A 26,891-nucleotide genomic window follows, 5' to 3' on the forward strand; every position below is an offset into this window, starting at 1 on the left:
GTGCTAGTCCTGATGGGCTTATTGGTGAGGACGGTTTAATTGAGATTAAATGCCTACAATCATTAAACCATTTACGCTTTTTTATAGATGACACTATCAAGCCTGAATATATCGCACAAATGCAATTTCAAATGGCTTGCACGGGACGTAAATGGTGTCATTTCATGAGCTATAATCCAAACTTTGTAGGCAAATCTACTAGTTTGAGAATGAAGATCAAACGCATCAATCGTGATGAAGAACAAATCGAACAAATCAATCAAGCGGTTGAAATCTTTTTAGCAGAAATAGAGCAAGAGATGCAAAAGATTTTGGCAAAAGCTGCTTAAACCTATGGGGGTGCTCTCTCCTCCCAGCACCCCCACCCTTTCATAATAATTTTAATCAATACGTGATTCACAACACGGGTGAATTGCACCTAAATCAAGGGGAATAGACATGGCACACCGCCCACCTACCATAACACAACCAGCCATTGCACGCGCTTTAAGAGAAGCAAAAAAACAAGGCGCAGAGGTTGTAGAAATAAAACCTACTGGAGAGTTATTCATTCATATCAATAAAACTATAACATCACCAACAACAAGGAATAATGCTTATAGTATTGAAGATTTTCCACCTCTTGAAAACGAACAAGAAGAATGTAGTACAAATCCATTCTGCCCCTCTGTTGACGGCATAGAATTCTAACCATGCCAAAGCGTCGTCCACCCTATCTTGTTCGTGAACGTACACGCCATGGTAAAGTCATATGGTATGTCCGTATTGGTCATGGACCACGGTTTCGCATTGAAGGAACTTACGGAACACAAGAATTTGTTGACAATTATACACTTGCCCTTAAGCACGTGCAAAATGGCTCTTCTAAGATAATGAAACGCACTAAGCTTACAGAAGGGTCTTTTGACTGGTTATTGCATCAGTATTTACAAAGCATGCAATGGCATAATCAATCAGAGTCAACGAAAAAAGTTAAATATCGAATTCTGAATAATGTTTCTAAACATATTGGTAATCGCGCCTATAAAAGTATAGAAAAACAACATATTCTTGATGCTGTAGACAGAAGGCGTGATACTCCCGCAGCAGCAAAACACTTTTTAACGGCTTTAAATGGTCTTTTTAATTGGGCGGTTGATAATGCTCTTTTAAACAGAAATCCTGCTTTTAACATAAAACCACCAAAATCTTTTAACGTAGAAGGTTTCACCCCATGGTTAGAAGAAGACATAGATAAATATTATCATCATTGGTCTGTTGGTACACATGAACGCGTATGGATCGATGTTCTTCTTTATACCGGCTTGCGTCGTGGTGATGCCGTTCGTATCGGCTGGAAAGATGTCACAACAGATAATATTATCCACCTCAAAACAGAAAAGAGCCAATTTAAAACAGATGTTTTTCTTCCTATTTTACCGGAACTTGCAGAAACCCTTAAAATTGGTCCCGTAGGTGATGAAACATTTATTTGTGGAAAAGAAGGTAAAAAACTGACTAAAGAAAGTTTTGGCAATCTATTTCGTAAAGCTTGTAATGCAGCAGGTATTAAAAAATCAGCGCATGGATTGCGAAAATTAGCGGCCACCCGCGCAGCTAATGCCGGTGCTACGGTTTCACAAATGAAAGCGCTTTTTGGCTGGACAGAAGATAACATGGCATCTCTTTACACAAAAAGCGCAGATCGCAAACGTCTCGCAATAGAAGCAATTAAAAAACTTCAAAAAGGTTCGGGATAGACAGAAAATAAGTTAAAGGAATCAACGGAAATAAAATTCCCGTACTTTCTGATAAATCATTGATTTCATTAAAGTATGGCTGGGGTACCTGGATTCGAACCAGGGAATGCCGGTACCAAAAACCGGTGCCTTACCGCTTGGCTATACCCCAAAAAAATATGCTTTACAGCCGTTTTTTGCACCTTATAGCGATTCCTATGAAGAGACGCAATATCTGAAAATAAAAGATCTTACTTTTTTATTATTAAAGTCTCTACACCTTGTACGATACGCAACGATACAAATTCCCAATAGAAACGAATAGACAGTTATTCTTTTAGCACAAGTCACAACCATTTATCCATCAATTATTTTGTCTTATTTTGCTCTTTTATTAATTTCTTAAAAATAGAAAATGAAAATCTTATCATTTATGTCTCTAATAAATTAACATATGCTTTGCTTTTTTTGATATATTCAAATCTCATCTTTCTCAATTAAAAAATTTTTGCTACATTGGAAGTTAGCAAAGTGTATGATATCCTGCTATACTCTTTCATTAAACGTAAAGATGATAATATCCAATGATTTTATATGCTAGATTTATGAATAGCGCTATGAAATGAAATTAAGCGCATTGAAAAATCTTTTTTAAAAATATGACTTAATATGCTATTGTAAACACCATAACACACTAATAAGCTGAGAGTTTTTACAAAAATTAAAAGTATTTTATATCGTATTTGGAAAAATAGAGAGAAAAAACAAGGGTTGATAGCTATCTCCCTTTACTTTTTATTCAAAAAATCATGCTATTTTTATCCATTCATAATTGTAAAAAATCTTTAGAAGCACTATTTATTATAGACTCGTGTCCCTTTTGATTGGTTTAAATACATTTCCTAAGAGCTCTTTTTACAAAAAGAGAGACATTAAAATTAATTAACATATATAAAAGCATCCAACATTTGCTTTTAGATGCTGCAAATGGCAAATTAGATTTTTGGAGTGAGCTTAACAATTAGAATCGAGGAGATTTTTAAATGGCTTTTGAATTGGCTGCATTGCCTTATGATTACGATGCTCTTTCGCCTTATATGTCACGCGAGACGCTTGAATATCATCATGATAAGCATCACCTCGCTTATCTTACCAATACCAACAACCTTATAAAAGACTCAGGCTTGGAAAATGAAAGCCTTGAAGAGATTGTAAAAAAAAGTTTTGGAAAAAATACTGGTTTGTTTAATAATGCAGCGCAATATTACAATCATAACCATTTTTGGCATTGGATGAAAAAAGATGGTGGTGGTCAAAAACTACCTGAAAAACTAGCAAAAGCTATTGAATCTGATCTAGGTGGCTATGACAAGTTCCGTGCTGATTTTATTGCTACTGCTGGTGCCCAATTTGGCTCTGGATGGGCATGGGTTGCTGTTAAAGATGGTAAGCTTGAAATTATGAAAATGTCTAATGCTGAGAATCCTTTGATTCATGATGCTCAACCTATTCTAGGTGTGGATGTGTGGGAACATTCCTATTACATTGACTACCGCAATGCTCGTCCGAAATATCTCGAATCTTTTGTGGATCATTTGATCAATTGGGATTATGTTTTAAAACTTTATGAAGATTGCGGATTGTAAACTGTTTCGATAATTTCTAGTGTCTATAAGTCCCTATAATCTTATAAATTATAGGGACTGACAAACAAAGATATTATAGATTAGCAACGATCTTTTCCTGCTATCTTTAGAATATATGCGTAGATATAAGCAACTTCTTCTAACTTTGAAAAACGTCCAGCCGCCCCAGCATGGCCTGAATCCATGTTAATACGCAATAAAATTGCATTATCATCTGTTTTTAACTCACGCAATTTTGCTACCCATTTTGCAGGTTCCCAGTAAGTTACACGAGGATCTGTTAATCCTGCGATTACAAGCATAGGAGGATATTTTTGCGCTTTGACGTTATCATAGGGAGAATAAGAAGCGATAAGATTATAATCTTCTTGTGATTCAAGAGGATTTCCCCATTCGGGCCATTCAGGGGGCGTTAGGGGTAAGGAAGCATCAAGCATCGTTGTTAAAACATCAACAAAAGGTACATTGGCTATAATCCCAGCAAAATCCTGTGGTGCTATATTGGCAATCGCTCCCATCAACATGCCTCCTGCCGAACCACCATGTGCAATAAGCCGATCATGGGCTGTGAATTTATTGTTTACAAGATAGCGCCCACAAGCAATAAAATCAGTAAATGTGTTATATTTAAAAAGATGTTTTCCTTTCTCATACCATTCAACCCCTTTTTCTTTTCCTCCGCGAATATGGGCAATAGCATAAATAAAACCTCTGTTTACGAGAGAGAGGGCATTACTATTGAAACTGGCTGGTATAGAGATCCCATAAGCACCATAACCGTAAAGCAAACAAGGTGCACAACCGTTAAGGGATGTATTTTTATGATAAAGAAGTGAGATGGGAATTTTTTCACCATCCTCTGCGATGGCCATAACACGTCGCGTTATATATTCATCTTTATTATGGCCAGAGGGGATTATTTGCGTCTTTAGCAATATCCGTTTGCGACTTTTTACCTCATAATCAAATACTTGATCAGGCGTTGTCATCGATGAGTAAGAAAAGCGAATGGACTGACTATTATATTCCGCTGCGCCTTGCAGACCTAAAGAATAAGCCTCTTCATCAAAAGAAATGGAATGGATTTGTTTCGTTGTACGCTCCATAATTTTTATACGAGGAAGCCCTTCAAAGCGTTCAAGCCAAATAAGAAAGTCTTGATACGCATCATAGGATAGGATTAAACGTCCAAGCTGATGGGACACAAGCTCTGACCAATTTTCTGATTGCGGAGCCGAATACGGTGCGACCATAATTTTAAAGTCTTTTGCATTATCTAAATTCGTAAGAATATAAAATACATCACCACCTTCTGTAAGTGAATATTCAATACCTTTTTGCCGTTTTCGTACACATTGAGGAACGCTAAGAGGCGCTTTAGCAGGAATTAACCAGATCTCTGAGGTTTCATGATCATGAATATTAATATAAATAACATCATGAAGCTTAGAACCGCTTACATTTAAGAAAAAACCTGGATTATCTTCACGAAAAATAAGATTATCTTGTGATTGATCCGTGTTTAGGCGATGATAATAGAGCTCTGAGGGACGGTGATTTTCATCCACCTTTGTATAGAAAAAGCCTTCAGATTGAGCATCCCACACAATTTGTCCGGATGTGTCAATTATGGTGTCCGTAAAATCAGATAATGTCTCTAAATTACGAATTTTAGCTGTATAAAATTCTGATCCTTTATCATCATAGGTCCATACAACATACCTATGATCAGGAGATTCTCGGACTGAACCAAAATTGAAATATTCTTTATCTTCAGCCAAAATATCACCATTAAGATAAACATGTCTTTCTTCACCATTTCTTGATGTTCGAAAATAATGTGGTTGTTGCCCTCCGGTAACATAAGAAAATCCGTAAGCAAAAGGTCCATTTTTTATAGGAATGGAACTATCATTCTCTTGGATCCTGCTTTTCATTTCGGTAAAAAGCAAATCTCTTAATGGCTTTGTATCAGCCATTTGAGCCGCTTGATAAGCATTTTCTTTTTCGAGATGATCTCGAATATTGGGATCAAGACAGTTAGGATTTTTAAAAACATCTTGCCAATTAGATGCACGTAACCAATGATAGGAATCATCACGAAAAATACCATGATGTATTTCCTTATGAGTGATTCTAGATGCTTTGGGAGGAATTGTAAAAGTGCGGGTCATACACAATCCTATATTTAAATATGTTAATAGCTTCGTTTATATGTTAGAATCACAATTATTGGTGCAAGTATAAAAATATAATTTCTACACACTTGCAAAAATAGCATCGCGATCATTTATACAATTAATATCCTTCTATTCATTAGCTATCATATATTCATTAGCTATCATAGCTATTGTTTTTGAGGGAGAAAACACCACTTTTATAATGGAAGTGACGGTAAGACAATTAAGTCAAGAAAGAATTGATTTTTTTGATACAGTATAAATGTATAATTTTACATAATATAATAAATATATCTAAATTATTATCATTTTATTATAAAAAATAAAAAAATATTATTTACATTTTAAGGAATATATGTATATTATAAGTAGTGATATTTTTTTATATTTATGATATGTATTTTTTATATTATTAACTTTATAAATATAAATCATAAAAAGAAAATTAGATTTTACAAAAAAACATATTTAATAAATTATAAATATTTAAAATAAAATTAATATTTTATACCTTATATTTTTATAATTCTTAATTTTATTTTTACCTTTTCAAAAAAAATAAATAAATTTTATCTTATATTTTTTTATATTTGTGATATATCATATATTACGTATGATATGTTATAGAATAAAACTATCTTTAATATGTAAGAATTTTGTTTTTCTTATTGTATATTATGACAAAAAAGAGGTATTTATTTGATTTTTTTGTGTTTTGGCAATTTTATAGAATAATTGAATTGACAAAAAAGATTTTTGTACAATATGAAACTTATGTGCATCGGATCTTTATATTATGAGTATATGCACTATATCTCGACTTTGAATTACTCGATTTTGAATTAAAGGAAACAAGAATGGAACATCGTGCAGTCTTAGAGACTGAAAGCAATTTAGTTATTACATTGGTTGCTGATATTGTTGCTGCCTACGTGAGTAATAATTCTATTCGACCGACTGAAGTGCCAAGTTTGATTGCTGATGTCCATGCTGCTTTTCGTAAAGCAGGGAATCTAGAGTTAGCTGAAGTTGAAGCTGAAAAACAAAGGCCTGCCGTTAATCCAAAACGTTCAGTATTTCCTGATTATCTCATTTGCCTTGAAGATGGAAAGAAATTTAAATCTCTCAAGCGTCATCTCATGACACATTATGGAATGTTACCAGAGGAATACCGTGAAAAATGGCAGTTAGATAGTTCCTATCCTATGGTGGCGCCTAATTATGCGAAAACACGATCAGCTTTAGCCAAAGAGATGGGACTTGGACGCAAAAGCAAACGGAAAAAAGCTAAATAGTTATATTTTTCGAAAAAATAATTCCTATATAGATTTATATAAAGTTGCTTTTTAGAGTGCACGTTTTCTGTAAAGCTTTTGTGTGTATAGCAATTTGTAGAAAGGGAACTATATAGAGCTTTCGTTATGGATTCGTTTGATCATTGATTTCAGACCATTGGATCGTTGTGGTGTAAGATTTTCGTTTAAACCAAGTTTCTCAAAGAGATTTTGAGCATCAGAGTTGCGAATTTCAGAAGCTTTTTTTCCTGAATAATAAGCCAAAAGAATATAAATGAGTCCACGCACAATATGGGCATCGGAATCACCTTGAAACGTTACTATTGGATCTTCTGAATTATTACGTGATGATAAAAGCCACACTTGGCTAACACAACCAGGAACTTTGTGGGCATCGTTTCGAGCACTTTCTGGAAAAGGTGGCAATTCATGGCCAAGCTCAATGACATAACGATAACGATCTTCCCAATTATCTAAAAGCGAAAAGTTTTCTATAATATTGTCGATTGTTTCCGCCATTATCTTAGTCCTGTTTCCTTTTAATAATCATGTTGAATATATTTATTGGTAGATAAATATTTATTTTCCTAATATAATGAATATGAAAGACGTTAAAGATTCTTATTTTAAGATAACATTGTATGATTTTGTAAGAGTTCTTTTATTTCCATTTTGTGAGAAACATTAGGAGAAATCTCTATATTATTTTTGTTCCCTAATATATGCCCTAAATATTCATAAACAGCTTTTGCACCGTAATATGCGCGTTCGCCAAGTAAACTTAAAAAGGACTTTCCTACTTTACAAGTTTCTTTATTACGATCACAAAATGTTCCTAAGTCATTTAAAGCTTCCTTAAACGCAATAATTACATCACTTGTTGTTGTCTCATTATTTTTTGAATTAGAAGAATGGTTACTGCTTGGATTTGCTACAAAAAATGAAATAATGACAAAAACAAAAAACAAAAAAAATGATAATTTGATTAAAAAACGTATCATGAGCAATTAATGTACCGCAGTGGTAAAGGCAATAAAAGAGGTATTTTACACACTGTACCTTTATAAAAAATTTATAAAACGAGTTTTTTATAAAGTTGAGTATTCATTTATTGGACCTATATCGTTAGCTTTTTTATAAATATGATACAATGTCGCTGTATAAAAATGGGATATATTGTCTATTCGGCAAAAAATAACACCAAAGTTATACGAAATATCATACAGTTAGAGGATTCTTATATATAATATTAATATAAGAATCTATGATAAAAAATAAGAGACATAATCATGATCGTATATAAGGGATAAGAAGTGTACACCCCATAATTGTCACTTTTTATTCCACAAGAAAGTGTAGAGATAAGACAAGGATTAAATACAGAATCCAATTTCTTTTCCCTATTGTGTATATACTTATTTTTAATAATAACTCATCATTTTAAGTTTAGTTGAAAGGGCTAGGCTAAAGAGAGAGAAACTCTGTTATTTTGACTCTCTTATCGATAAAATATTTATATTGTCTATAAAAATTTTACTGACACACCATAAATATGATCAACATGTCGATGAAATATAAAAAACAGAGGCATCTCTTATGATTTCATCTCAAGCTAAGATTTCTTATAATACTGTAAACATCAATTTAATTGATACTTATGAAAATAAGTGAATATGAATAGGAGGAGTTTATGCCAAAATATAATATCACCAAGAGGAAATTGCTCTTACCAAATCGTTTACGGATAAGTAACTCTCTATATGTAAGTTATAAAGAATGATAATGACTATCACCATTCTAGCATTATAGGAAAATATTCCCAACTTGATTTTAAAGAATAGGCAAACATATGTGCCAAAAATGAAGAATAACGTAGCATTATTGTTTAGATGCTTAAATGTGATAACGCTCGTTTGAAAACACTATAGAGTCTTGAGTGTTAATCATTTGATGCTCTCTTATACAGATTAAAAATTTGTAAAATATGAAATTAATAAATGTTGATAAGAACTCTTGTTGATTTATCAACTTATAAATGGATATAATGAACCTGCTTATTCTAGGAATCTAAAAGGAAAAAACACTAATATCACTGCACTTCTTCCTAGCTTGAAATAAGAAATCATTTACATTCGTTTTTTGTGAAAAATAAACGCAACTGAAAATCAAAACTAATGACAACAAAGCGAAAGACATCCCGAAAAAAAGCTATAAAACATCGTAAATACCATAGTAGTTTTATTATTACTCTTCTTCTTATAATTTTTCAGTTTATTTTTTGGATAACAAAAACTCTTTATTTCTATACACGAAAAAATACTTTATTTTTTGTTGGCTCTATTATTTTTAGCATTAGTTTTTTATTTGTTTCAGTTAATGCTTTATTTTTGCAAATGACACCACATAAAAATATTTTCAATCAAATAAAGTTTTCTTCTACTCACAATATAGGAAAAAGCTCTAATCTATCTGAAAAAGAATCAAAATCACAAGAATCCTCTCGTGTAACTTCATTAAATTCTTCGAGTCATCACAACACAAATCCACCTTTCCTCCCTCAATCAGCAAGCATGCTGGAAAAGCAAAAAGAACTTGCAGAATTAGGACTTTATGATGGACCTTTAGATGGACTAGAAGGACCTAAAACGCGTCGTGCCATCGCTTTATGGAAACAACAAGCGACTCAAAAAAAGAAAATTGACGTTTTACCCAACGCCAAAACAGATGAAATTGCAGTATTAATTAAGCAGAGCGAAATAGAAATGGCAAATGATACAACAACAAGAAATATAACAAATTCAGAAGAAGCTATTTTAGATCCTTCTGTTGAAGATATTTTACAGGTGCAAAAAGCTTTACGTAATTTTGGTCATGAGGAAATTCTTGTCACAGGAATAGAAGATCAAAAAACCATAGAAGCCTTAAAACAGTTTCAAAAAATGTTTGACCTTCCTATCACGGGAAAAATTAATTCCACAATTTTAATGAAAATGCGTGAAATTGGTTTATTAAATTAAAGCTAATCGTCTATATCATAAAAACAATCTCTTAATTTATAATGATAATTGATCATTTTCTTGTTTAATGTATTCGAATACAAAAATATTTCTTTACCGTAAACCCTTCTATATTAAATAATCAGAATAGTTTTCTTACATATTCCATATTGAGCCATACAATTGGCTAGCAAGGGGATCACAACCGATTGCAGAAAAAAGAAATCATTGTAAAGAAAGCAAAGGCACTTACTCTAAAATTTTTATTGCTTCTGATGGTCACGGGACACGAAATTCTGTTGTCGTATCACACCTTCCCTTCATATTTTCGAGCCAGAAATGATCCATAATTACTGTCAATTTGATTTTGTGAATATAACGCAAAAATATGTCCGAACACCTGTAAGAATAATGAGATGAAAAGCCGGTTGTGTTATGGCTGTTCTTTTGCAAAGTATTTTAAAAAGGCCGGCACATTTCTCTAATTCATAATTGGAAAGTTTTGTATTTTATAACGTTGTTTTCTAAAAAAGCCTGTGCTTTTGTTGTTGCTTGTCAATCAACATTTAAGTCCTCATTCAATCGCATATTTGAGATAAAGACTAAGGCGCTTTCTCTACTGTTGTCGCTTTTGTATACCAAAGGGGTGCACGCGCGTATATCTGCTGTTTGTGTAATCTTTCGAAAACAGGAAGACAGCTTAATGTGGGCCGAACATAAAAGTTTTAAGAGTAGAAAACATTTGCCATTTTGGTCATTTTCTTTTCATTTAACTTTACGGCTTTCAAAGACATATAAAGCCGTATCTTCTTTTAAATAATGGAGAGTATTGCCTCACGCTTTTATTTATCACGTGTCTTTTTGGAATATTTCCTAACGTAAAATAAAACATCCCAAATGGAATATACTTTGCCATTCACGGGGCTTTCTTTGAAATAAACACTCTCAAAGTACCCAAACCCATTTTGCAATAATGCCCGCGAATAATATAATAGCAATTCCGCTGTGCACTATCATCTTTATGCTTGTAAAGAAGAAAGCTGGCATCATTACACACTGTCCCTACTTTCAATATTGTAACAACTCTTGAAACTTGAGACGATTTATAAAAAAGCATATCTTCGCTTTAATTTTTTATCTACATAGTTCTCTCCACCTATAAAAGCAAAAAATATAGTTTTCATTGATTCAATTATAAAAGAAGCTGAAATGAGAAAATGTTATGATATTCGGGAGAATATTCAATATGATAAATATATAAATTATATTTATAATCAATGCCTTATATAACTTTTATATTTCTTCATAAACATAAAGTTGGTAGCGCACAGGGAGTTTTATAAACTCTGAGGAAATTTTATAATTACAAGAAGTTTTACATAATCCCATTCTACGAATAATAATTTGAAATGGATTAGGAGGCATTTCTTCAAAACAGCCTATCAATGTACAAAATAAATGCGTTTGTTTGAAGCATTCTGTTTTGTGTGAGGCGTTCATCCTGTTAAAAGGCAAACGCATGAATTAATTGCACAATAGCATCCCACTCTCTATCAAGTAACCCGTCCATACGTGAAAGCCTATTAATAATAACCCTTTGTTTTATCTTGCCTCATACTTTCTTTCATGCCCCTCTCAAAAATACACTTTCTCACATGCTATAAATTATAGAGGATTCTAGAAATGCTTTGTATTTTCTTTAAGGAATAAAATAAAAGAACGTACATAAAAATTTATTTCACTGGTAACGATACAATAAAAAATATTAACCCGTTATATTTTTTTTGCTATCGCAGCTTGCGCTGCCGCTAAACGGGCAATTGGAACTCTAAAAGGAGAACATGAAACATAATCTAGGTTATTTTCTTCACATAAAGCAATAGAAGCAGGATCACCTCCATGTTCACCACAAATTCCCAATTTTATTTTTGCACGCTTTGAGCGTCCACGCTGTGCAGCAATAGCAATCAGTTCTCCTACACCATCACGATCAATAGATACGAAAGGATCTTGTTCTAAAAGACCTTTTTGAAAATAAGTTGCCAAAAAAGGAGCAGCATCATCACGGGAAATTCCAAAAGTGGTTTGTGTCAAATCGTTTGTTCCAAATGAAAAAAATTCTGCTGTTTCAGCAATTTCATCGGCTCGAAGCGCTGCTCTTGGAAGCTCAATCATCGTCCCAACCATATACTGAATAGAACTTCCCTTTTCTTTCATCACTTCCTCAGCAACCTGATCAATACGCGCTTTGACAAAATCAAGTTCAGATTTAAGCGCAATAAGTGGCACCATAATTTCAAGCATAACAGGAGATCCAGATTTTTGGGCGGCTTCTGCTGCCGCTTCAAAAATCGCCCGCGCTTGCATTTCAGCGATTTCAGGATAAGTAATGGCTAAACGACATCCTCGTAATCCAAGCATAGGGTTAAATTCGTGCAACTGCTGTGCGCGTTCAGCAAGCGCTTCCACAGAAACCCCCATAGCTTTTGCAACTTCAAGAATTTCTGCATCGGTTTTTGGTAGAAATTCATGGAGTGGCGGATCGAGCAAGCGAATGGTCACAGGCAAACCACACATAATTTCAAATAATTCACTAAAATCTGAACGCTGCATTGGCAAAAGCTTATCTAACGCTTTGCGACGTCCACTTTCATCATGACTTAAAATCATTTCACGCATGGCAACAATACGTTCACCAGAAAAAAACATATGCTCCGTACGGCAAAGACCAATACCTTCAGCCCCAAAAGAACGCCCCATACGGGCATCAGATGGTGTCTCAGCATTGGCGCGAACTCTTATACGTCGCATCCCATCAGCCCATTCCATCAACTTTGCAAAGTCTCCGCAAAGTTCGGGCTGCAACATCGCAACCTTCCCTTTGAAAATTTCCCCACTTCCACCATCAATTGTGATAATATCACCCTTTTTAAAGCTTTCTCCTGAAGCAAGCAGCGTATTTGTGTTATAATCAATCCGTACACTACCAGCACCGGAAATACATGGCTTTCCCATCCCCCGCGCTACAACAGCAGCATGGCTTGTCATGCCACCACGCGTTGTTAAAATTCCTTCAGCTGCATGCATCCCATGAATATCTTCTGGGCTTGTTTCTACACGGACTAAAATAACTTTGCGCCCTTCTGCCGATGCTGTTTCCGCCTCTTCTGACGTAAAAACAATTTCACCCGTTGCGGCTCCAGGAGACGCCGGTAAACCACGTCCTATAACAAAACGTTCTGCTTTGGGATCTAGTGTTGGGTGTAAAAGTTGGTCAAGTGACTTTGCATCAATACGCATGACAGCCTCTTCACGACTTATTAAACCCTCTTCAACCATTTCAATTGCCATCTTGAGAGCTGCACGAGCCGTGCGCTTTCCTGAACGAGTCTGCAACATCCATAATTTACCCTTTTCAATGGTAAATTCGAGATCCTGCATATCTCGATAATGCTGCTCAAGCTTCTGCGCGATCTGACATAACTTAAAAAAAGCTTCAGGCATGATTTTTTCTAAAGACGGATTATTTGAACCAGCAACAATACGTGCATTTTCTGTAATATTTTGAGGCGTTCGAATCCCCGCCACAACATCCTCCCCCTGCGCATTAACTAAAAATTCACCATAAAGTTCTTTTTGTCCTGTCGATGGATTGCGTGTAAAAGCCACACCTGTTGCCGAATCTTCCCCCATGTTACCAAAAACCATAGCTTGCACATTCACGGCCGTTCCCCAGCTTTCAGGAATGCCATGTAAACGGCGATAAGTAACTGCACGTGCTGTCATCCAACTTGAAAAAACAGCTCCAATCGCCCCCCATAACTGTTGTTCATGATCTTGTGGAAAAGGCTTTCCTAATTGTTTTTCAACATAGGCTTTATAAGAAATAATGACATTTTTCCAATCATCTGCTGTCATTTCTGTATCAACAGTGTAACCATTGTGTGCTTTTACTTCATCAAGAATCTCTTCAAAATACGAATGGTCTAACCCCAAAACAACGTTAGAATACATTTGGATAAAACGCCGATAACTATCATAAGCAAAACGTTCATTATTGGCTTGTAAAGCAATCGCTTTGACAGTTTCATCATTCATGCCAAGATTTAGCACTGTATCCATCATCCCTGGCATAGAAGCTCGCGCCCCTGAACGAACAGAAAGCAAAAGGGGTCTTTGTTCATTCCCAAATTCACGTCCGGTTTGTTCAGCAACGCGTCTTAGCGCTTTCTTAACAGATTCCTGTAGCTCTTCTGGATATGATTTGTCATGGGCATAATAAAAATTACAAACTTCTGTTGTCAGAGTAAAGCCGGGCGGTACCGGCAAACCCAGATTACTCATTTCTGCCAAATTAGCGCCTTTACCTCCCAGAAGATTACGCTCGCTTGCGCTTCCTTCTGCGCTACCATCTCCAAAACTATAAACCCATTTTTTCATTATACAAATCCTCCCATATCAGCATCAAAATATCATTCAACCTAAGCTCATTTAAATGCAATGATTTGATTTTAAAACCGGCAAAACAAAAAATATCGTTTCATAATCACTTCATAAATGCATAATAACAATCATTCCAAAAGAGAAATGACCACATATCTCACTTATCCACCTTTTGGAGGATTAAAACTCAGTTTTTAAGATAACTATCAATCACCGAAAAAAAGTCTTCTACTTTCATGGCACCTTCATATTTATCACCATTGATAAAGAAAGTAGGCGTTGCTGTGACACCAAGTTCTTTACCACGCTCAAAAGATGCATTCACTTCATCTAAAATGGCCTGATTTTTCAAACACGCAGTAAAACTCTCATCTGTAAAACCCGCCATTAAGCTAATTTTTTTCAACGGCGTTAGAGCATCTTTTACCCAAACCCACTCATTTTGTTTTTGAAATAAAACTTCTATCAAAGGAAAATAGCGATCTTCTGGTGCACATCGTGCTAACATAAAACCTGCTGTTGCCCGAGGATCAAAAGCATAATCGCGAAAAATCATTTTTACTTTACCTGTTTTGATATATTTTTTACGAATTTGAGGAAGGATATCATTATAAAAATGCGCACAATGCGTACATGTCAACGAAGCATACTCAACAATGATGACTGGAGCATCTGCCTCTCCTTCAAAGCGATCCTTTACTCTACCCGATTGAAGAAGCTCAGCCATATCTACCGTTGCAACAGGTTTGGGGCCATGCGCTAAAGCAACTGTTACACTGTTTTGTACAATCGTTATGAAGAGAAAAATTATTCCGAGAGATAAAAAAGAACGATATTTTACCATAAATAATACTTTTCTGTTGTTATTAAACTAATAGGAATCCAATGCTTTTGCATATATTAAAGAAAAATATCTAAAATATCTTGCTATTTATTATTTTTTTCCGAGAAAATGCAACTGCCAAGTTTATAAAGTGATTGGCGTAAGCTTTTATCTTCAATCCCTTCGAGCATTTTTTCCAAGCATTTTTTATCTATTTCACTCAAAGTTGGCTTTAGAGGCACATGATTCATAAAAATCGACAGACTTCTTTGCTCAATCTTGATACGATCAATAGCAATATAACCAAAAAATCCATTAATTCTATGAAGCAATTCTTCTGTTTCATGCATCAATTTTAACGCAGCAAATCCTTCACATGCAATAACAAGTGTTGCGGGCTTAAAAACTTCATCTTGATCTGCCCGACGTTTCCAAATAATTTTAAGGGGTATTGTATGTTTACTGATATCATAGCCCGCAATTTGTGGCCAATGCTCTATAAGCGCAACATTAAGCCCTGTCCGTTTACGTAAAACTGGATCAAGTATTTTCAAAACCGTCCTCGAAAGAGAATAAAAAGCATGCTTTTTTAGTTGTTTTCTCATTTTTAGATCATTGTTCAATCATTTACTCAATTACAATCATTTGTTTCATCTAAAAATTATTACCTTTCCAATTTATATAATATCAACAAAATAGACATTCTCTCTTCAGCAAAAATCTCGAAAATAAAAATACAAGAGCAAAAAAACATAGATGAACCAATAAATGCTTTTTTCTTTTGCATTTTACATCTCCCTATGCTTGAAAACAATCATGTATGAAATTTCTTCGCACCTCCTTTCTTGGTACGATCAAAATCACCGACATCTCCCATGGCGGATTACTCCTGAAGAACAAAAACAAGGTATCCGTCCTGATCCTTATCACGTTTGGCTTTCTGAAATCATGCTTCAACAAACGACCGTTGAAACGGTTAAGCCTTATTTTAAAAAATTTCTGAAACTTTGGCCTGATCTTTCTTCTTTAGCAAAAGCCTCACAAGATGACATTATGAAAGCATGGGCTGGACTTGGTTATTATTCACGCGCACGTAATCTTAAAAAATGTTCAAGACAGCTTGTTGAAAACTACGCAGGACAATTTCCACAATCTGTAAAAACCTTACGAACTCTTGCGGGGATTGGAGATTATACAGCCTCAGCCATTGCCGCAATCGCTTTTAACCACCCTGTAGCAGTGGTTGATGGTAATGTCGAACGTGTGGTAGCTCGCCTTTTTGCTATCACTTCAATATTACCAAAAGCAAAAACTGAAATTAAAGAACAAACACAAAAAATTATTGCTTTAAATCGTCCTGGCGACTTTGCTCAAGCAATGATGGATTTGGGAGCAACAATTTGTACTCCACGCAAACCATCTTGTTCTATCTGCCCTCTTCAAAGTTTATGCAAAGCGGAAAAGATACAACAAACAGAAGCTTTTCCAGTCAAAACTCCTAAAAAAGAACGCCCTTTAAAAACAGGTGTTGCTTTTGTGATCCTTAATAAAAAGAGACAAATTTATTTAGAAAAAAGACAGACACAAAAACTCCTTGGCGGAATGACCCAAATTCCTAATAATATTGGCATAAACAACGAAAATGGACTTCAAAATGCACCCTTTACTGCTAATTGGAAATTCAAAGGACAAATTACCCATGTTTTCACTCACTTTTCTCTAAAACTCGATGTTTACTATACTGACGATCTTCATGAAACGAATTGTGAAAATGGTTGGTGGTGCAATATTCAACACCTTGCCGAAGAAGCGCTCCCTACTGTTATGAAAAAAGCTATCTCCATAGCACTTCCCAATTCGTTCAGATTTAAATGACCGTCCCTATTGATAAAAATGTTTGTTAACGGAGACTTTGATATCCCTAGTGACCATTTCTTCCTCTGTAAAAGAAAATTTAAGAACGTGAAATAACCAATTTTTCTTACAAATAAAAATTAAGCAAAAATAAAAAAAGCTTAGAAAGCTTATAGTTAAATTTCAGGATTTATCTTTTTTCACTTACGCAAAAGCAAGCCGATACAATCACACACTTTATCAACTTCCAATGTTGTCTACAGCCCACAACTCTTGAGAGGGTTCATAAGAAGTACTTTTAGTCCTTTCTTTAGAAATTTTAGCCCTATATTAGCTCCGCTTATGAGGTGCAAAAAAGTGATTTTTATTGACTCAATATAAAACAGCTTTGAAATAAAAAAATATGACGATATTTGAGACGCTAATTCAAAAGATGAATAATGCTGAATTATCGTTATAAGTTAATATATTGCTATACTGCACGCACATCCATAAATGTACATACTCCCTCCTTAAAAGAACTTAATTTTTTTGAACTTCTAAATGAATCTTTTTAATTCTGTTATTTGATTTTCATAAAATTATATCGATTGATAATTTGACTATTTTTATACTTAAATAAAAGTATAGAATGAAGATTCTTCACCTTAATTTTTTCTACAAGAAATATAAGAAAACACTCACTTTCCACTTTGCAAGCAAAACGAGCATATAAATAACGCTTTTAAAAGCATAAAATGCCCTTATGTCTCTCTTAATTAAGGGCACCTACACATTGGTGGTCAATAGAATGAAGTGATCTTCTTCGTTTATAAAACACCTGTTTTTAACATTTGTGAGCGTATGATCATTCTTAAATGATCTATGGATTTCAATCGTCCATTTTCCTCATAATACCAAAAGGTCCAACCGTTACAACTCTGCGAATCTTGAGCCTTTCTCCCCATTGCATGAATTGAGCCGGCTTCACCACCATGCATAATCGTACCATCAGCTCTTACAATAGCAGATACTTGCTTCTTGCGATCATAAAGAACTTCCCCAGGATAGAGTAAACCTGCTTCAAGCAAACTATTGAATGCTACACGTGGTTCTGCTTTTTTTCTATCCAAAATTGCTAGTTCTGGTTGCGCTAAAGGTTTAATCGCCGCAATTCTCTCACATGCTGCGTCAATGTAATCTTGCTCGCGTTCAATCCCAACAAAATCACGCCCTAAAAGCTTGGCAACAGCACCTGTTGTTCCCGAACCAAAAAACGGATCAAGAATAACATCACCAGGCTTACTAGAAGCCATAATAATACGTGCTAATAACGCTTGTGGTTTTTGTGTTGGATGTAATTTACGCCCTGAATCATCCTTTAAACGTTCAGCTCCAGTACAAAGAGGAAAAAGCCAATCTGAACGCATTTGTAAATCTTCATTTGCTGCTTTTAAAGCATCATAATTAAATGTGTACTTTTTGTCTTTTTGATCTCGCACAGCCCAAATCAGCGTCTCATGGGCATTTTGAAAGCGGCGCCCTCGGAAATTAGGCATCGGATTATTTTTACGCCAAATAATATCATTAAGCATCCAAAAACCTAAATCTTGTAATGCCGTACCAACTCGAAAAATATTATGGTAAGATCCGATAACCCAAAGCGTTCCGTTGGGTTTTAACACACGACGACACGCAAGCAACCATGCTCGAGTAAAAGCATCATAAGCAGCAAAACTCTCAAACTGGTCCCATGCATCATCAACCGCATCAACAAGCGAATGATCTGGGCGGTATAAAGCACCATCCAATTGCAAATTATAAGGAGGATCCGCAAAAATCATATCAACGGAATGTTTTGGCAATTTTTCTAAAACGGCAACACAATCTCCTTTAAAAATTTTATTGCGCCATGGCATCTGTGAGGAAGTACGAATGAAATCTTTTTGAAGCTGAATAACTGTCATGAAAAACCCAACGAAATGAAATGAATTTGCCCTATAATCAATCAAAATAGTTTATAGGCCCGCATTACCCATCCATATTTACAAAATAGAGTAAACGTATCGTTAAAGTTCTACAAAATTGATATTCGTTTTTATTTTTTTTAAGTCAAAAAACTTTCATAAGAATGAAGCCTTATTTTTCTTTTTTTATGTACTATTCTTATAGCTTTTATTTTGTAAAAGAATTAAAAATCGTTTTCAAAGCATATTTTTATAAAATAAGGTCATCTTAATATTGTTTTCATGAAAATTGTCCATCTCGTATGTAAAGGAATATCTTATGCCTCAGATAGATCTTATTATTTTTGATTGTGACGGAGTTCTCGTCGACTCTGAATATCTTGCAGCAAAAATTGGATCTCAATTGCTCAAACAAACAGGATATGAAATATCAGCGGAAGAATTGAGTGAGCGTTTTGCAGGGCTTATCTTTCGCGATATTCTTAAACACGTTGAACAGGAAACAGAAAAACCAGTTTCTGCTCATCTCATAGATCAGATGACCAATATTTTTCGTACACAAATAAAAACTGAATTACGAGCTATTGATGATGTAAGAGAAACTGTAGAAATGATTCAAACGCGCTATCCCTACTGTATCTGCTCTAATGCAAAAAGCGTAGATATAAAAGAAATGCTCACCACTGTTGATCTCTATGACCTTTTTGAAGGTAAAATATTTTCAGCCCCTGAAGTTGGAACAAAAAAAACGAAACCAGCCCCTGATGTTTTCCTTTTTGCCGCACAACAATTACAGGTAGAGCCTCAAAACACAATCGTTATAGAAGATTCACTTCATGGTGTTCATGCCGCTATAGCAGCAGGCATGCGTGTCATCGGCTTTACGGGAGGTTCCCATAGCTATCTTGGCCACTCTAATGCACTTGCAGAAGCTGGTGCGGAAACGGTTATCGCAAAACATGCTCATTTAGGAGAAGTTTTAGAAGCAATGGCTGTATGGCGCGATTTATTATAAAAAAATTCTTGAAGACATCAGTTTGTAAATTCTTGTAAGAGGATATTTTATCCAAATATCCTCCCCTTCTTGCTTCTCTTCTTTTCTAATAACTTTAATCAATACGTGATTTTCAACATAGGGCGATTACATCTTAATAATGTGAAGAAGAAGAAAAAATATGGGACTTGCCCAGAAACCATAAGTCTAACCATTACATGCTGGAGCCCAAAAGTAAGGATACAAACGCATAGGAATCCACTCTTCTGGGAAAGCAATCCTACCGGTAAACTGCCTATTTTTCTCAAATCCAATATCCTCGTTCCAACATCAGCAGCCCATCCTGATAAATGACTAGATTTGTCAAAGAAAAGAATATTATAACTCCTTGCTCAATAAGATGTGAAAATTGCTATGTCAAAATCATCACCCTCCGCTTATTAAATCATTACCCAACATGGTAAAATTGTATGCTCTGTTCGTATTGACCACAGGCGAATACTTTAAAATTCGCGGAATCTGTAAAACACAAAAGTTTATTGAAAATGACAAAAGCATCCTTTCCAAGTTATAAGGGCTTATATTTTCTCAATCCAAATCTCATAAACTTGTTGAAGGTTTATTGATATTGCTGCGTAAAAAATCTTTTGACAACATCAATTGCCATAACCTCTCTAAAGTTATATAAAGACTAAGAAAATATGTCTTTATAAAGATATGCGGTTTTATAGGAAATATTTTTATCAAGAAAATGATGAGCAATACATTGATTTATAATGATAACCTAACGTTATTCAGATTAAACAAAAATGAATATCGTAAAAATCTTTCATTTCAAATCTGGATATATTAAGTTAATTAAAAAAATAAATAAAAACACCCCTTCATGAAGCACCTCAAGAGCCGAGGGTTATAGGAACATTAGGAACGAGCCTAGCGTATGATCCATACCGTCTTAATCCTTTATAAAAATAAAGATGGCGGTGACTTATGAACTTAGAGTTTTATCATTATACTACTCACACGTATCCTTGTAAAATAAGCTAAACGTTTTTTTAAACAAATATTTCAATATGAAACATATAATAGCCGAGGTTGAATACCGTCAAGAGATACTAGTAGCAGCTTAAAATTTTCTCAAAGCACTTAATAAACTTTTTTAAATAAGTAATGAAATTTGATTTTTTCAAAAATAATCCAACTTTAATAAAAACGCCCTTTCTAAAAAAAGTAGTTTTTCAGTTTGGGCAGAAGAAAATTTTTTAAATATTATCCAATGTTAATTTTTGGGGTACACGCACAAATATATCTCTATCGATGTTCTTCTGAACACTGTCTGCGGTCGTGCTATTCATATTGATGAAAAGATCATAGTATTCATCTTTATTCAATCCGTACTCTACTTCACTATCAAAAACTGTATATTTTTTATTATCTATAAATTAAAATGAAATATAAACTTTTAAGAAGATATTTATAGTATCTAAATAGTATATATTTTTAATAACAGATATCCATAAAAACAAATATATTTGATAAAATTCTAGCGATGTCCTTTATATTCACTGTTGAGAGTTTTTTCGTATAAATTATAATTTTCATATTTTTTATTATATATTCTATAATAAAGATCATTTTTATATATTTAATACGTAAAAAATTAAAATCAATGTTATTATATCTAAGTGTATTAAAAAATATGATATAAAATATATCTTGATAGGATCATCATAATTATAAAAATATATTAACGTATAAATAAACGATTTAAAAATATTTTTTGTAATTATTACTGTCACTTTTTTACAATAATGTTTATAAAAATTATAACTATATTTTAAATTATGTATTTCAAATATTGACTAAAAATACATAATGAAATATGTGTTTTTATATAAAGTAAGTTTTGCATACATATTGTATATTTACTTACACATATAATTTAAAATTATTTGAGGTAAAGTTATGGTAAAATTATTTAAAAATTATGTCTTAAGTGTTTTTATAGCGAGCACTTTTTTTCTTTCACAAACCATAAATGTTAATGCAAACTATTTAGAAAACACTCCCCCAAAAGAGGAATTGTCTATTCCTCTAATAGCACAAGTAAAGAACGCAAAATCTGATGCGGTTTCTACAACTGCTTTCTATGCTCCATCTGTAAGTTATCAAACACAAAATGGAACAGTCGGTGAAGGAAAAGTTGAAAAAGTCCTTGAACCCATGACTGTAGGAATGGGACTATTATTTGCTGGATATGCTATGAGTTTTATAGGTTCGATCATAAGTTGGATAAAAGATATCGTATTGATGTTCAAATAATTCAACACATTGTATAACGCTAGAATAATTGCTTCATTATGTATTATTATTTTATTATAATTCATTACATAATGAAGCTCCTCTTACTAAAATATAAATGACGTAGATTAAATCCAAATATCCAAAATATAAATTTACGCATATATATTGAATAGTATAAAGTATTTGAGGTAAATTATGATTAAATTGTTTAAAAGTGATATATTAATTATGTTCATGATGTTTGCCTTTTCTCTTTCACAGGTTGTAAGCGTAAATGCAAAGTATTTGCAAAAGAGTACTCATCGTGAGAATAGTTTTGTTTCAGCAATAGAACAGAAAAGAAAAGATGTCATCCATTCTGTTTCTCTCTATACACAAAATCTAAATCATGGTGTGGGGGATGAAACGACCATTGAGGGAAAATTTGAAAAGGTCTTTGAGCCTCTTACACTGGGGACTTTTGGTATTGGGGTGGCAATTGGATATGCTGCAAGTACAGCAGGCATGTTTTTAGGATGGATAATAAGCAAAATAATATCGTATTTTAAATCTCGTTAAAATTGAAATTTCAGAAGAATAAAATCTTCTCGTATGAAACATAAACTATAGATGCATTCTGTTTTTATTCATTGTTGATGATAAAGAAACAAAGAATTATCCCATTAAGTATGAAAAGTAAATACTTATATTTCTCTTAATGTACACTTATTCTATCAATGCATCTATTCAATTTTGATTAAAATAAAAGTATTGGTGATAAATGATGCTTCAAGTATTGAAAACTTATGTATTAAATATTTTAATAGTGATTGCTTTTTTATTTTCACAAGTTATAAATGTTCATGCCAATTATTTGAAAAATGATGCTCAATGGGAAACTATTTCTCTCATGGAACAAGGAAAGAAAAAAGCTATCAGTCTCGCTACTTTTTATGTTCCAAATTTTACTCATGGCGCAAAAAGTGAATCCGCCATTGAAGGAAAATTTGAGAAAGTGTTTGAACCCATTACTATAGGTATTTTTTCTACAGTAGGTTCTTTGGGTTTTGGATTCTTTACAGGGTCTATCATGGCTATATTTAGCGGAATAATCGGATGGGCAATCGGAAAAATTAAAGGCAAATAATTCAAAGATATTCAATTATTTTCTCTCTTTAAAATAGGAACATTTTACAGCCTGCTTTCCATTATTTGGCAGGCTGTTTTTATGCTTTCTATGGATAAGCTTTAGGTTATCATACTGTATGACACAAATATAATACTTATTTATAATACCTATTCGTACATAAGCTGATAAATTAAGCTAAACGAAGATTATTCAAAATATAGATTTTCGCACGAAATGCCATAAAATTACCTTATAGGTTTTCCAGTGTTAATTCTAAGGTTTATCATTTCAAGATTCATTTTAGCGAATTTAATTGTTACAAAATAGAAGAGCATAAAATAGCTCTGGATAATTGAGCTTTATAAAAAGGTTCTTCAATAAATACCATTCTATCTATTTGATTTTATTATTCAGGAAGATACGATAAGTGAAGATACGCTTGTAAATTTAACTGAATAAATAATAGAGAGAAAATTTCTAACTGTAACAGGTTTTTTTGTGAACATTTGAGCTTTATATCTCAAAAATAAAAATGTTTAAAATCATTTCTTTCATTTTTCTTTTATTATTGAGTTAAAAGGAAAAAAATAAGCTTCTATCCATTTAATAATTTAAATATTATGAAAAACATGAAATAAATAACTCTATCAATTTGCCAGAAATAAAAAAGGATAAAACTTATGAAATATATCAGCACGAGAGGGCAATCTCCTGCTTTAAGCTTTACGGAAACGATCATGACAGGACTGGCAAGTGATGGTGGACTTTATCTTCCTGATAAATTTCCGCAAATATCATTTGATGCGTTACGCGCACTTCGTGGACAGTCTTATACAACGATTGCTAAAACAGTTCTGTGGCCCTTTGTAAATAATGAGATCGAGTATACAGCTTTTGAGAATATGATTACTGAATCTTATGCAACCTTCCATCATCCAGCAATCTGTCCGTTACAACAAACTGGAACAGATGAGTTTATTCTTGAACTCTTTCATGGGCCTACTTTAGCTTTTAAAGATGTGGCAATGCAGTTTCTTTCTCGACTGATGGATTATATTTTGACTAAAAAAAATAGATGTGCAACAATTATTGCTGCAACATCAGGTGATACAGGGGGAGCTGCGATACAAGCTTTTGCGGAAAAGGAACACTCAGATATTTTTATTTTATTTCCTAAAGGGCGTGTGTCACCTGTTCAACAACGACAAATGACAACCAATCAAAGTACAAATGTTCATGCCATTGCCATTGAAGGAAGTTTTGATGATTGCCAAGCTCTTGTCAAAGCAATGTTTAATGATCATCATTTTCGTAAAAAAAGAGCCCTTTCAGGTGTTAATTCTATAAATTGGGCGCGTATCATGGCGCAAATTGTTTACTATTTTTCATCTGCACTTTCTTTAGGTGCTCCTGATAGAGCTGTTTCATTTACTGTTCCTACTGGAAACTTCGGTGATATTTTTGCAGGTTATGTCGCTGCGCGTATGGGTTTACCCATTGCTCAACTGGTTATTGCAACAAATGAGAATGATATCCTTACACGTACATTGATCAGCGGTACTTACGAAACACAACCAATCGTCTATACCACTTCACCTTCTATGGATATTCAAGTCTCTTCTAATTTTGAACGTTTACTCTTTGAAAGCAGTAATCGTGACCCAATGGGAATTTGCAATGCAATGGAAAACTTGAAAAAAATGGGATCTTTCACCCTTGATGAAAAGCAACTCAAAAATATTCGTTCTCTCTTTTCCGCTGGAAAAAGTAACATGACTGAAACAGCACAAACAATTGATCGTGTCTATAAAGAAAGTGGCTATCTTATCGATCCACATACAGCCATTGCCCTCAAAGTAGCGCGCGAAAATAAAAAACCGCATATTCCAATGATTGTTCTTGGCACGGCTCATCCTGCTAAATTTCCTGATACGATTAAAAATGCTTGCGGACTTCATGCCTCATGGCCATCTCATCTTAGTGATGTCATGGAAGCTGAAGAACACTTCATAAGTCTTGCTAATGATGAAAAAATAGTAAAAGATTATATTTCTTTAAAATCGCGTGCATCTTATTAAAGTTAGCTGCATTAATTTAAATCAAGAATATTCTAATATCCTTAATAATTAGATCTTTAGCTTGTTTAATGGAGTCGTAAATACATGGATGTAGAAGTTTGTCGCCTTAGTAATGGTTTGACGATCGCCACACATACAATGCAACAGATTGATAGTGTCGCACTCGGAATATGGGTTAAAGTGGGCTCACGCAATGAAACCTTCACACAGCATGGTATTGCCCATCTGCTTGAACATATGGCTTTTAAAGGAACTGAAAACCGTACCGCTTTTCAAATTGCAACTGATATTGAAGATGTTGGCGGTGAAATCAATGCCATAACCAGTATTGAAACGACAGCTTACTTTGCACGTGTCCTTAAAAACGATATCCCACTCGCTATCGACATTTTAGCCGATATTTTGATGCATTCAAAATTTGACGAAGACGAACTAGAACGAGAAAAACAAGTTATTTTTCAGGAAATTGGTGCCGCCCATGACACACCTGATGATATTGTTTTTGATCACTTTACAGAAACAGCCTTTCGTCATCAATCCCTTGGTCGTTCTATTTTAGGAACAGCTAAAACTATTCAATCATTCACATCTGCTGATCTTCATGATTTCATCAATCAACAATATAGTGCAGATCGTATGATTGTCGTTGCGGCAGGCGCTGTAAAACATGAAAGCTTTTTAAAAGAAGTTGAAAGTCGTCTTGGCACTTTTCGCCCCCATTCAACCGCCTCGCTTCCTAATCTTGCAAATTATGTTGGTGGCGACTTTCGTGAATATCGGGATTTAATGGACACGCAAGTTGTCCTAGGATTTGAAGGACGTGCTTATCACGCACGTGATTTTTATGCAACCCAAATTCTTTCAATCATTCTTGGTGGAGGAATGTCCTCACGTCTTTTTCAAGAAGTAAGAGAAAAACGTGGATTATGTTATTCTATTTATGCTTTTCATTGGGGATTTTCAGATATTGGACTTTTTGGTGTTCATGCAGCGACTGGACAAGAAGGGCTCAAAAAACTTCTACCTGTGATTCTTGATGAACTTTCCAAAGCAAGCAAAAACATTCACACTAATGAACTCCAACGAGCACAAACGCAATATCGTGCTAATCTAACAATGTCACAGGAAAATCCTTCTAGTCAAGCACATCTCATTGCTCGCCAAATACTTCTTTACGGTCGTCCCATTTCAATATCGGAAACAATTGAACGCCTCAATCTCATCACACCTACAAGATTAACTGATTTAGCGCATCGCCTTTTTACAAATTCCACGCCAACACTTACTGCTGTCGGACCTGTAGGCCCTCTTATGAATTTTGATGACTTAACATCAGCTCTTTCATATAAGCTAAAGTAAAAAACTGTTTTTTTTTAAGAACCATCACAATGAGTATGAATATATTCTATCATAAAATTTACCACTAAAACTCTTTTCATTAAATAAGTTTTGGAAATATTGGGCAAAGAGGCGTACAAAACTATCCAATTCCTCCTTCATGTGATA

At 34.1% G+C, this 26,891-nt stretch carries 20 protein-coding genes and 1 tRNA gene; 13 read left to right on the forward strand and 8 right to left on the reverse strand.

Annotated elements, in window-relative coordinates:
- From PVV59_RS03990 to PVV59_RS04000, 3 genes are all read left to right on the forward strand, one after another.
- Positions 1-329: YqaJ viral recombinase family protein (locus PVV59_RS03990; RefSeq protein ID WP_273754725.1), on the forward strand; the 329-nt coding region annotated here is incomplete at its 5' end.
- A 109-nt stretch (positions 330-438) separates the two neighbouring features.
- Complete coding sequence (locus tag PVV59_RS03995; RefSeq protein ID WP_273754726.1) at positions 439-690, forward strand: hypothetical protein; 252 nt, start codon at positions 439-441, stop codon at positions 688-690.
- A gap of 2 nt (positions 691-692) precedes the next feature.
- Positions 693-1,739: a tyrosine-type recombinase/integrase gene (locus PVV59_RS04000; RefSeq protein ID WP_273754728.1), complete on the forward strand. Its 1,047-nt coding sequence runs from the start codon at positions 693-695 to the stop codon at positions 1,737-1,739.
- A gap of 76 nt (positions 1,740-1,815) precedes the next feature.
- On the opposite strand, the gene PVV59_RS04005 is transcribed toward PVV59_RS04000, so the two are convergent.
- Positions 1,816-1,890: transfer RNA gene (locus PVV59_RS04005), tRNA-Gln, on the reverse strand.
- An 871-nt stretch (positions 1,891-2,761) separates the two neighbouring features.
- On the opposite strand from PVV59_RS04005, the gene PVV59_RS04010 reads away from it, so the two are divergent.
- Entirely contained in the window at positions 2,762-3,364 is a 603-nt protein-coding gene (locus PVV59_RS04010) for a superoxide dismutase (protein WP_273754729.1), read from the forward strand.
- Positions 3,365-3,444: 80 nt separating this feature from the next.
- On the opposite strand, the gene PVV59_RS04015 is transcribed toward PVV59_RS04010, so the two are convergent.
- Positions 3,445-5,538, reverse strand: a complete 2,094-nt coding sequence (locus tag PVV59_RS04015; protein ID WP_273754731.1) for a S9 family peptidase — start codon at positions 5,536-5,538, stop codon at positions 3,445-3,447.
- Between the two features lie 863 nt (positions 5,539-6,401).
- Here PVV59_RS04015 and PVV59_RS04020 point away from each other — a divergent pair.
- Positions 6,402-6,839: a MucR family transcriptional regulator gene (locus tag PVV59_RS04020; protein WP_273754732.1), complete on the forward strand. Its 438-nt coding sequence runs from the start codon at positions 6,402-6,404 to the stop codon at positions 6,837-6,839.
- 108 nt (positions 6,840-6,947) lie between these two features.
- Here PVV59_RS04020 and PVV59_RS04025 read toward each other — a convergent pair whose 3' ends face one another.
- Positions 6,948-7,358: a SufE family protein gene (locus PVV59_RS04025; RefSeq protein WP_273754733.1), complete on the reverse strand. Its 411-nt coding sequence runs from the start codon at positions 7,356-7,358 to the stop codon at positions 6,948-6,950.
- A gap of 107 nt (positions 7,359-7,465) precedes the next feature.
- Complete coding sequence (locus PVV59_RS04030; protein WP_273754734.1) at positions 7,466-7,840, reverse strand: DUF5330 domain-containing protein; 375 nt, start codon at positions 7,838-7,840, stop codon at positions 7,466-7,468.
- A 1,173-nt stretch (positions 7,841-9,013) separates the two neighbouring features.
- Here PVV59_RS04030 and PVV59_RS04035 point away from each other — a divergent pair.
- Positions 9,014-9,856: a peptidoglycan-binding domain-containing protein gene (locus tag PVV59_RS04035; protein WP_273754735.1), complete on the forward strand. Its 843-nt coding sequence runs from the start codon at positions 9,014-9,016 to the stop codon at positions 9,854-9,856.
- 1,752 nt (positions 9,857-11,608) lie between these two features.
- Here PVV59_RS04035 and ppdK read toward each other — a convergent pair.
- The 3 genes from ppdK to PVV59_RS04050 all read right to left on the reverse strand — a co-directional run bounded on the left by ppdK (position 11,609) and on the right by PVV59_RS04050 (position 15,706).
- On the reverse strand, positions 11,609-14,275 hold the full coding sequence (ppdK, locus tag PVV59_RS04040; protein WP_273754736.1) for a pyruvate, phosphate dikinase: 2,667 nt from the start codon (positions 14,273-14,275) through the stop codon (positions 11,609-11,611).
- Between the two features lie 190 nt (positions 14,276-14,465).
- Positions 14,466-15,122: a DsbA family protein gene (locus PVV59_RS04045; RefSeq protein WP_273754737.1), complete on the reverse strand. Its 657-nt coding sequence runs from the start codon at positions 15,120-15,122 to the stop codon at positions 14,466-14,468.
- Positions 15,123-15,205: 83 nt separating this feature from the next.
- The gene (locus PVV59_RS04050) at positions 15,206-15,706 is read right to left on the reverse strand and encodes a DUF721 domain-containing protein (protein ID WP_273754738.1); all 501 of its coding nucleotides are present in this window, start codon (positions 15,704-15,706) and stop codon (positions 15,206-15,208) included.
- Between the two features lie 163 nt (positions 15,707-15,869).
- On the opposite strand from PVV59_RS04050, the gene mutY reads away from it, so the two are divergent.
- Positions 15,870-16,976, forward strand: coding sequence for an A/G-specific adenine glycosylase (gene mutY, locus PVV59_RS04055; protein ID WP_273754739.1), 1,107 nt, complete (start codon positions 15,870-15,872; stop codon positions 16,974-16,976).
- 788 nt (positions 16,977-17,764) lie between these two features.
- On the opposite strand, the gene PVV59_RS04060 is transcribed toward mutY, so the two are convergent.
- A complete protein-coding gene (locus PVV59_RS04060) occupies positions 17,765-18,853 on the reverse strand; it encodes a site-specific DNA-methyltransferase (RefSeq protein WP_404978353.1) in 1,089 nt (362 codons plus the stop codon).
- 367 nt (positions 18,854-19,220) lie between these two features.
- Here PVV59_RS04060 and PVV59_RS04065 point away from each other — a divergent pair, with 367 nt between their 5' ends.
- From PVV59_RS04065 to PVV59_RS04090, 6 genes are all read left to right on the forward strand, one after another.
- Positions 19,221-19,916: an HAD family phosphatase gene (locus PVV59_RS04065; protein ID WP_273754741.1), complete on the forward strand. Its 696-nt coding sequence runs from the start codon at positions 19,221-19,223 to the stop codon at positions 19,914-19,916.
- A 1,944-nt stretch (positions 19,917-21,860) separates the two neighbouring features.
- Positions 21,861-22,217 (forward strand): hypothetical protein, encoded by a 357-nt coding sequence (locus PVV59_RS04070; RefSeq protein ID WP_273754742.1) that lies wholly within the window; start codon positions 21,861-21,863, stop codon positions 22,215-22,217.
- A gap of 210 nt (positions 22,218-22,427) precedes the next feature.
- Positions 22,428-22,757, forward strand: a complete 330-nt coding sequence (locus tag PVV59_RS04075) for a hypothetical protein (RefSeq protein ID WP_342753239.1) — start codon at positions 22,428-22,430, stop codon at positions 22,755-22,757.
- 205 nt (positions 22,758-22,962) lie between these two features.
- Complete coding sequence (locus PVV59_RS04080) at positions 22,963-23,325, forward strand: hypothetical protein (RefSeq protein WP_273754880.1); 363 nt, start codon at positions 22,963-22,965, stop codon at positions 23,323-23,325.
- Positions 23,326-23,987: 662 nt separating this feature from the next.
- Complete coding sequence (gene thrC, locus PVV59_RS04085; protein ID WP_273754745.1) at positions 23,988-25,385, forward strand: threonine synthase; 1,398 nt, start codon at positions 23,988-23,990, stop codon at positions 25,383-25,385.
- Positions 25,386-25,469: 84 nt separating this feature from the next.
- The gene (locus PVV59_RS04090) at positions 25,470-26,744 is read left to right on the forward strand and encodes a pitrilysin family protein (protein ID WP_273754747.1); all 1,275 of its coding nucleotides are present in this window, start codon (positions 25,470-25,472) and stop codon (positions 26,742-26,744) included.
- Positions 26,745-26,891: the final 147 nt, after the last annotated feature.

Origin of the sequence: Bartonella sp. MM73XJBT.G (genome assembly GCF_028618435.1) — a bacterium.
GTDB lineage: Bacteria > Pseudomonadota > Alphaproteobacteria > Rhizobiales > Rhizobiaceae > Bartonella.

Excerpts from the sequence above, each read along its gene's own strand:
- PVV59_RS03995 (WP_273754726.1), top strand. The coding sequence starts at position 439 with ATGGCACACCGCCCACCTACCATAACACAACCAGCCATTGCACGCGCT.
- PVV59_RS04000 (WP_273754728.1), top strand. The coding sequence starts at position 693 with ATGCCAAAGCGTCGTCCACCCTATCTTGTTCGTGAACGTACACGCCAT.
- PVV59_RS04010 (WP_273754729.1), top strand. The coding sequence starts at position 2,762 with ATGGCTTTTGAATTGGCTGCATTGCCTTATGATTACGATGCTCTTTCG.
- PVV59_RS04015 (WP_273754731.1), bottom strand. The coding sequence starts at position 5,538 with ATGACCCGCACTTTTACAATTCCTCCCAAAGCATCTAGAATCACTCAT.
- PVV59_RS04020 (WP_273754732.1), top strand. The coding sequence starts at position 6,402 with ATGGAACATCGTGCAGTCTTAGAGACTGAAAGCAATTTAGTTATTACA.
- PVV59_RS04025 (WP_273754733.1), bottom strand. The coding sequence starts at position 7,358 with ATGGCGGAAACAATCGACAATATTATAGAAAACTTTTCGCTTTTAGAT.
- PVV59_RS04030 (WP_273754734.1), bottom strand. The coding sequence starts at position 7,840 with ATGATACGTTTTTTAATCAAATTATCATTTTTTTTGTTTTTTGTTTTT.
- PVV59_RS04035 (WP_273754735.1), top strand. The coding sequence starts at position 9,014 with ATGACAACAAAGCGAAAGACATCCCGAAAAAAAGCTATAAAACATCGT.
- ppdK (WP_273754736.1), bottom strand. The coding sequence starts at position 14,275 with ATGAAAAAATGGGTTTATAGTTTTGGAGATGGTAGCGCAGAAGGAAGC.
- PVV59_RS04045 (WP_273754737.1), bottom strand. The coding sequence starts at position 15,122 with ATGGTAAAATATCGTTCTTTTTTATCTCTCGGAATAATTTTTCTCTTC.
- PVV59_RS04050 (WP_273754738.1), bottom strand. The coding sequence starts at position 15,706 with ATGAGAAAACAACTAAAAAAGCATGCTTTTTATTCTCTTTCGAGGACG.
- mutY (WP_273754739.1), top strand. The coding sequence starts at position 15,870 with ATGCTTTTTTCTTTTGCATTTTACATCTCCCTATGCTTGAAAACAATC.
- PVV59_RS04060 (WP_404978353.1), bottom strand. The coding sequence starts at position 18,853 with ATGCCATGGCGCAATAAAATTTTTAAAGGAGATTGTGTTGCCGTTTTA.
- PVV59_RS04065 (WP_273754741.1), top strand. The coding sequence starts at position 19,221 with ATGCCTCAGATAGATCTTATTATTTTTGATTGTGACGGAGTTCTCGTC.
- PVV59_RS04070 (WP_273754742.1), top strand. The coding sequence starts at position 21,861 with ATGGTAAAATTATTTAAAAATTATGTCTTAAGTGTTTTTATAGCGAGC.
- PVV59_RS04075 (WP_342753239.1), top strand. The coding sequence starts at position 22,428 with ATGTTCATGATGTTTGCCTTTTCTCTTTCACAGGTTGTAAGCGTAAAT.
- PVV59_RS04080 (WP_273754880.1), top strand. The coding sequence starts at position 22,963 with ATGCTTCAAGTATTGAAAACTTATGTATTAAATATTTTAATAGTGATT.
- thrC (WP_273754745.1), top strand. The coding sequence starts at position 23,988 with ATGAAATATATCAGCACGAGAGGGCAATCTCCTGCTTTAAGCTTTACG.
- PVV59_RS04090 (WP_273754747.1), top strand. The coding sequence starts at position 25,470 with ATGGATGTAGAAGTTTGTCGCCTTAGTAATGGTTTGACGATCGCCACA.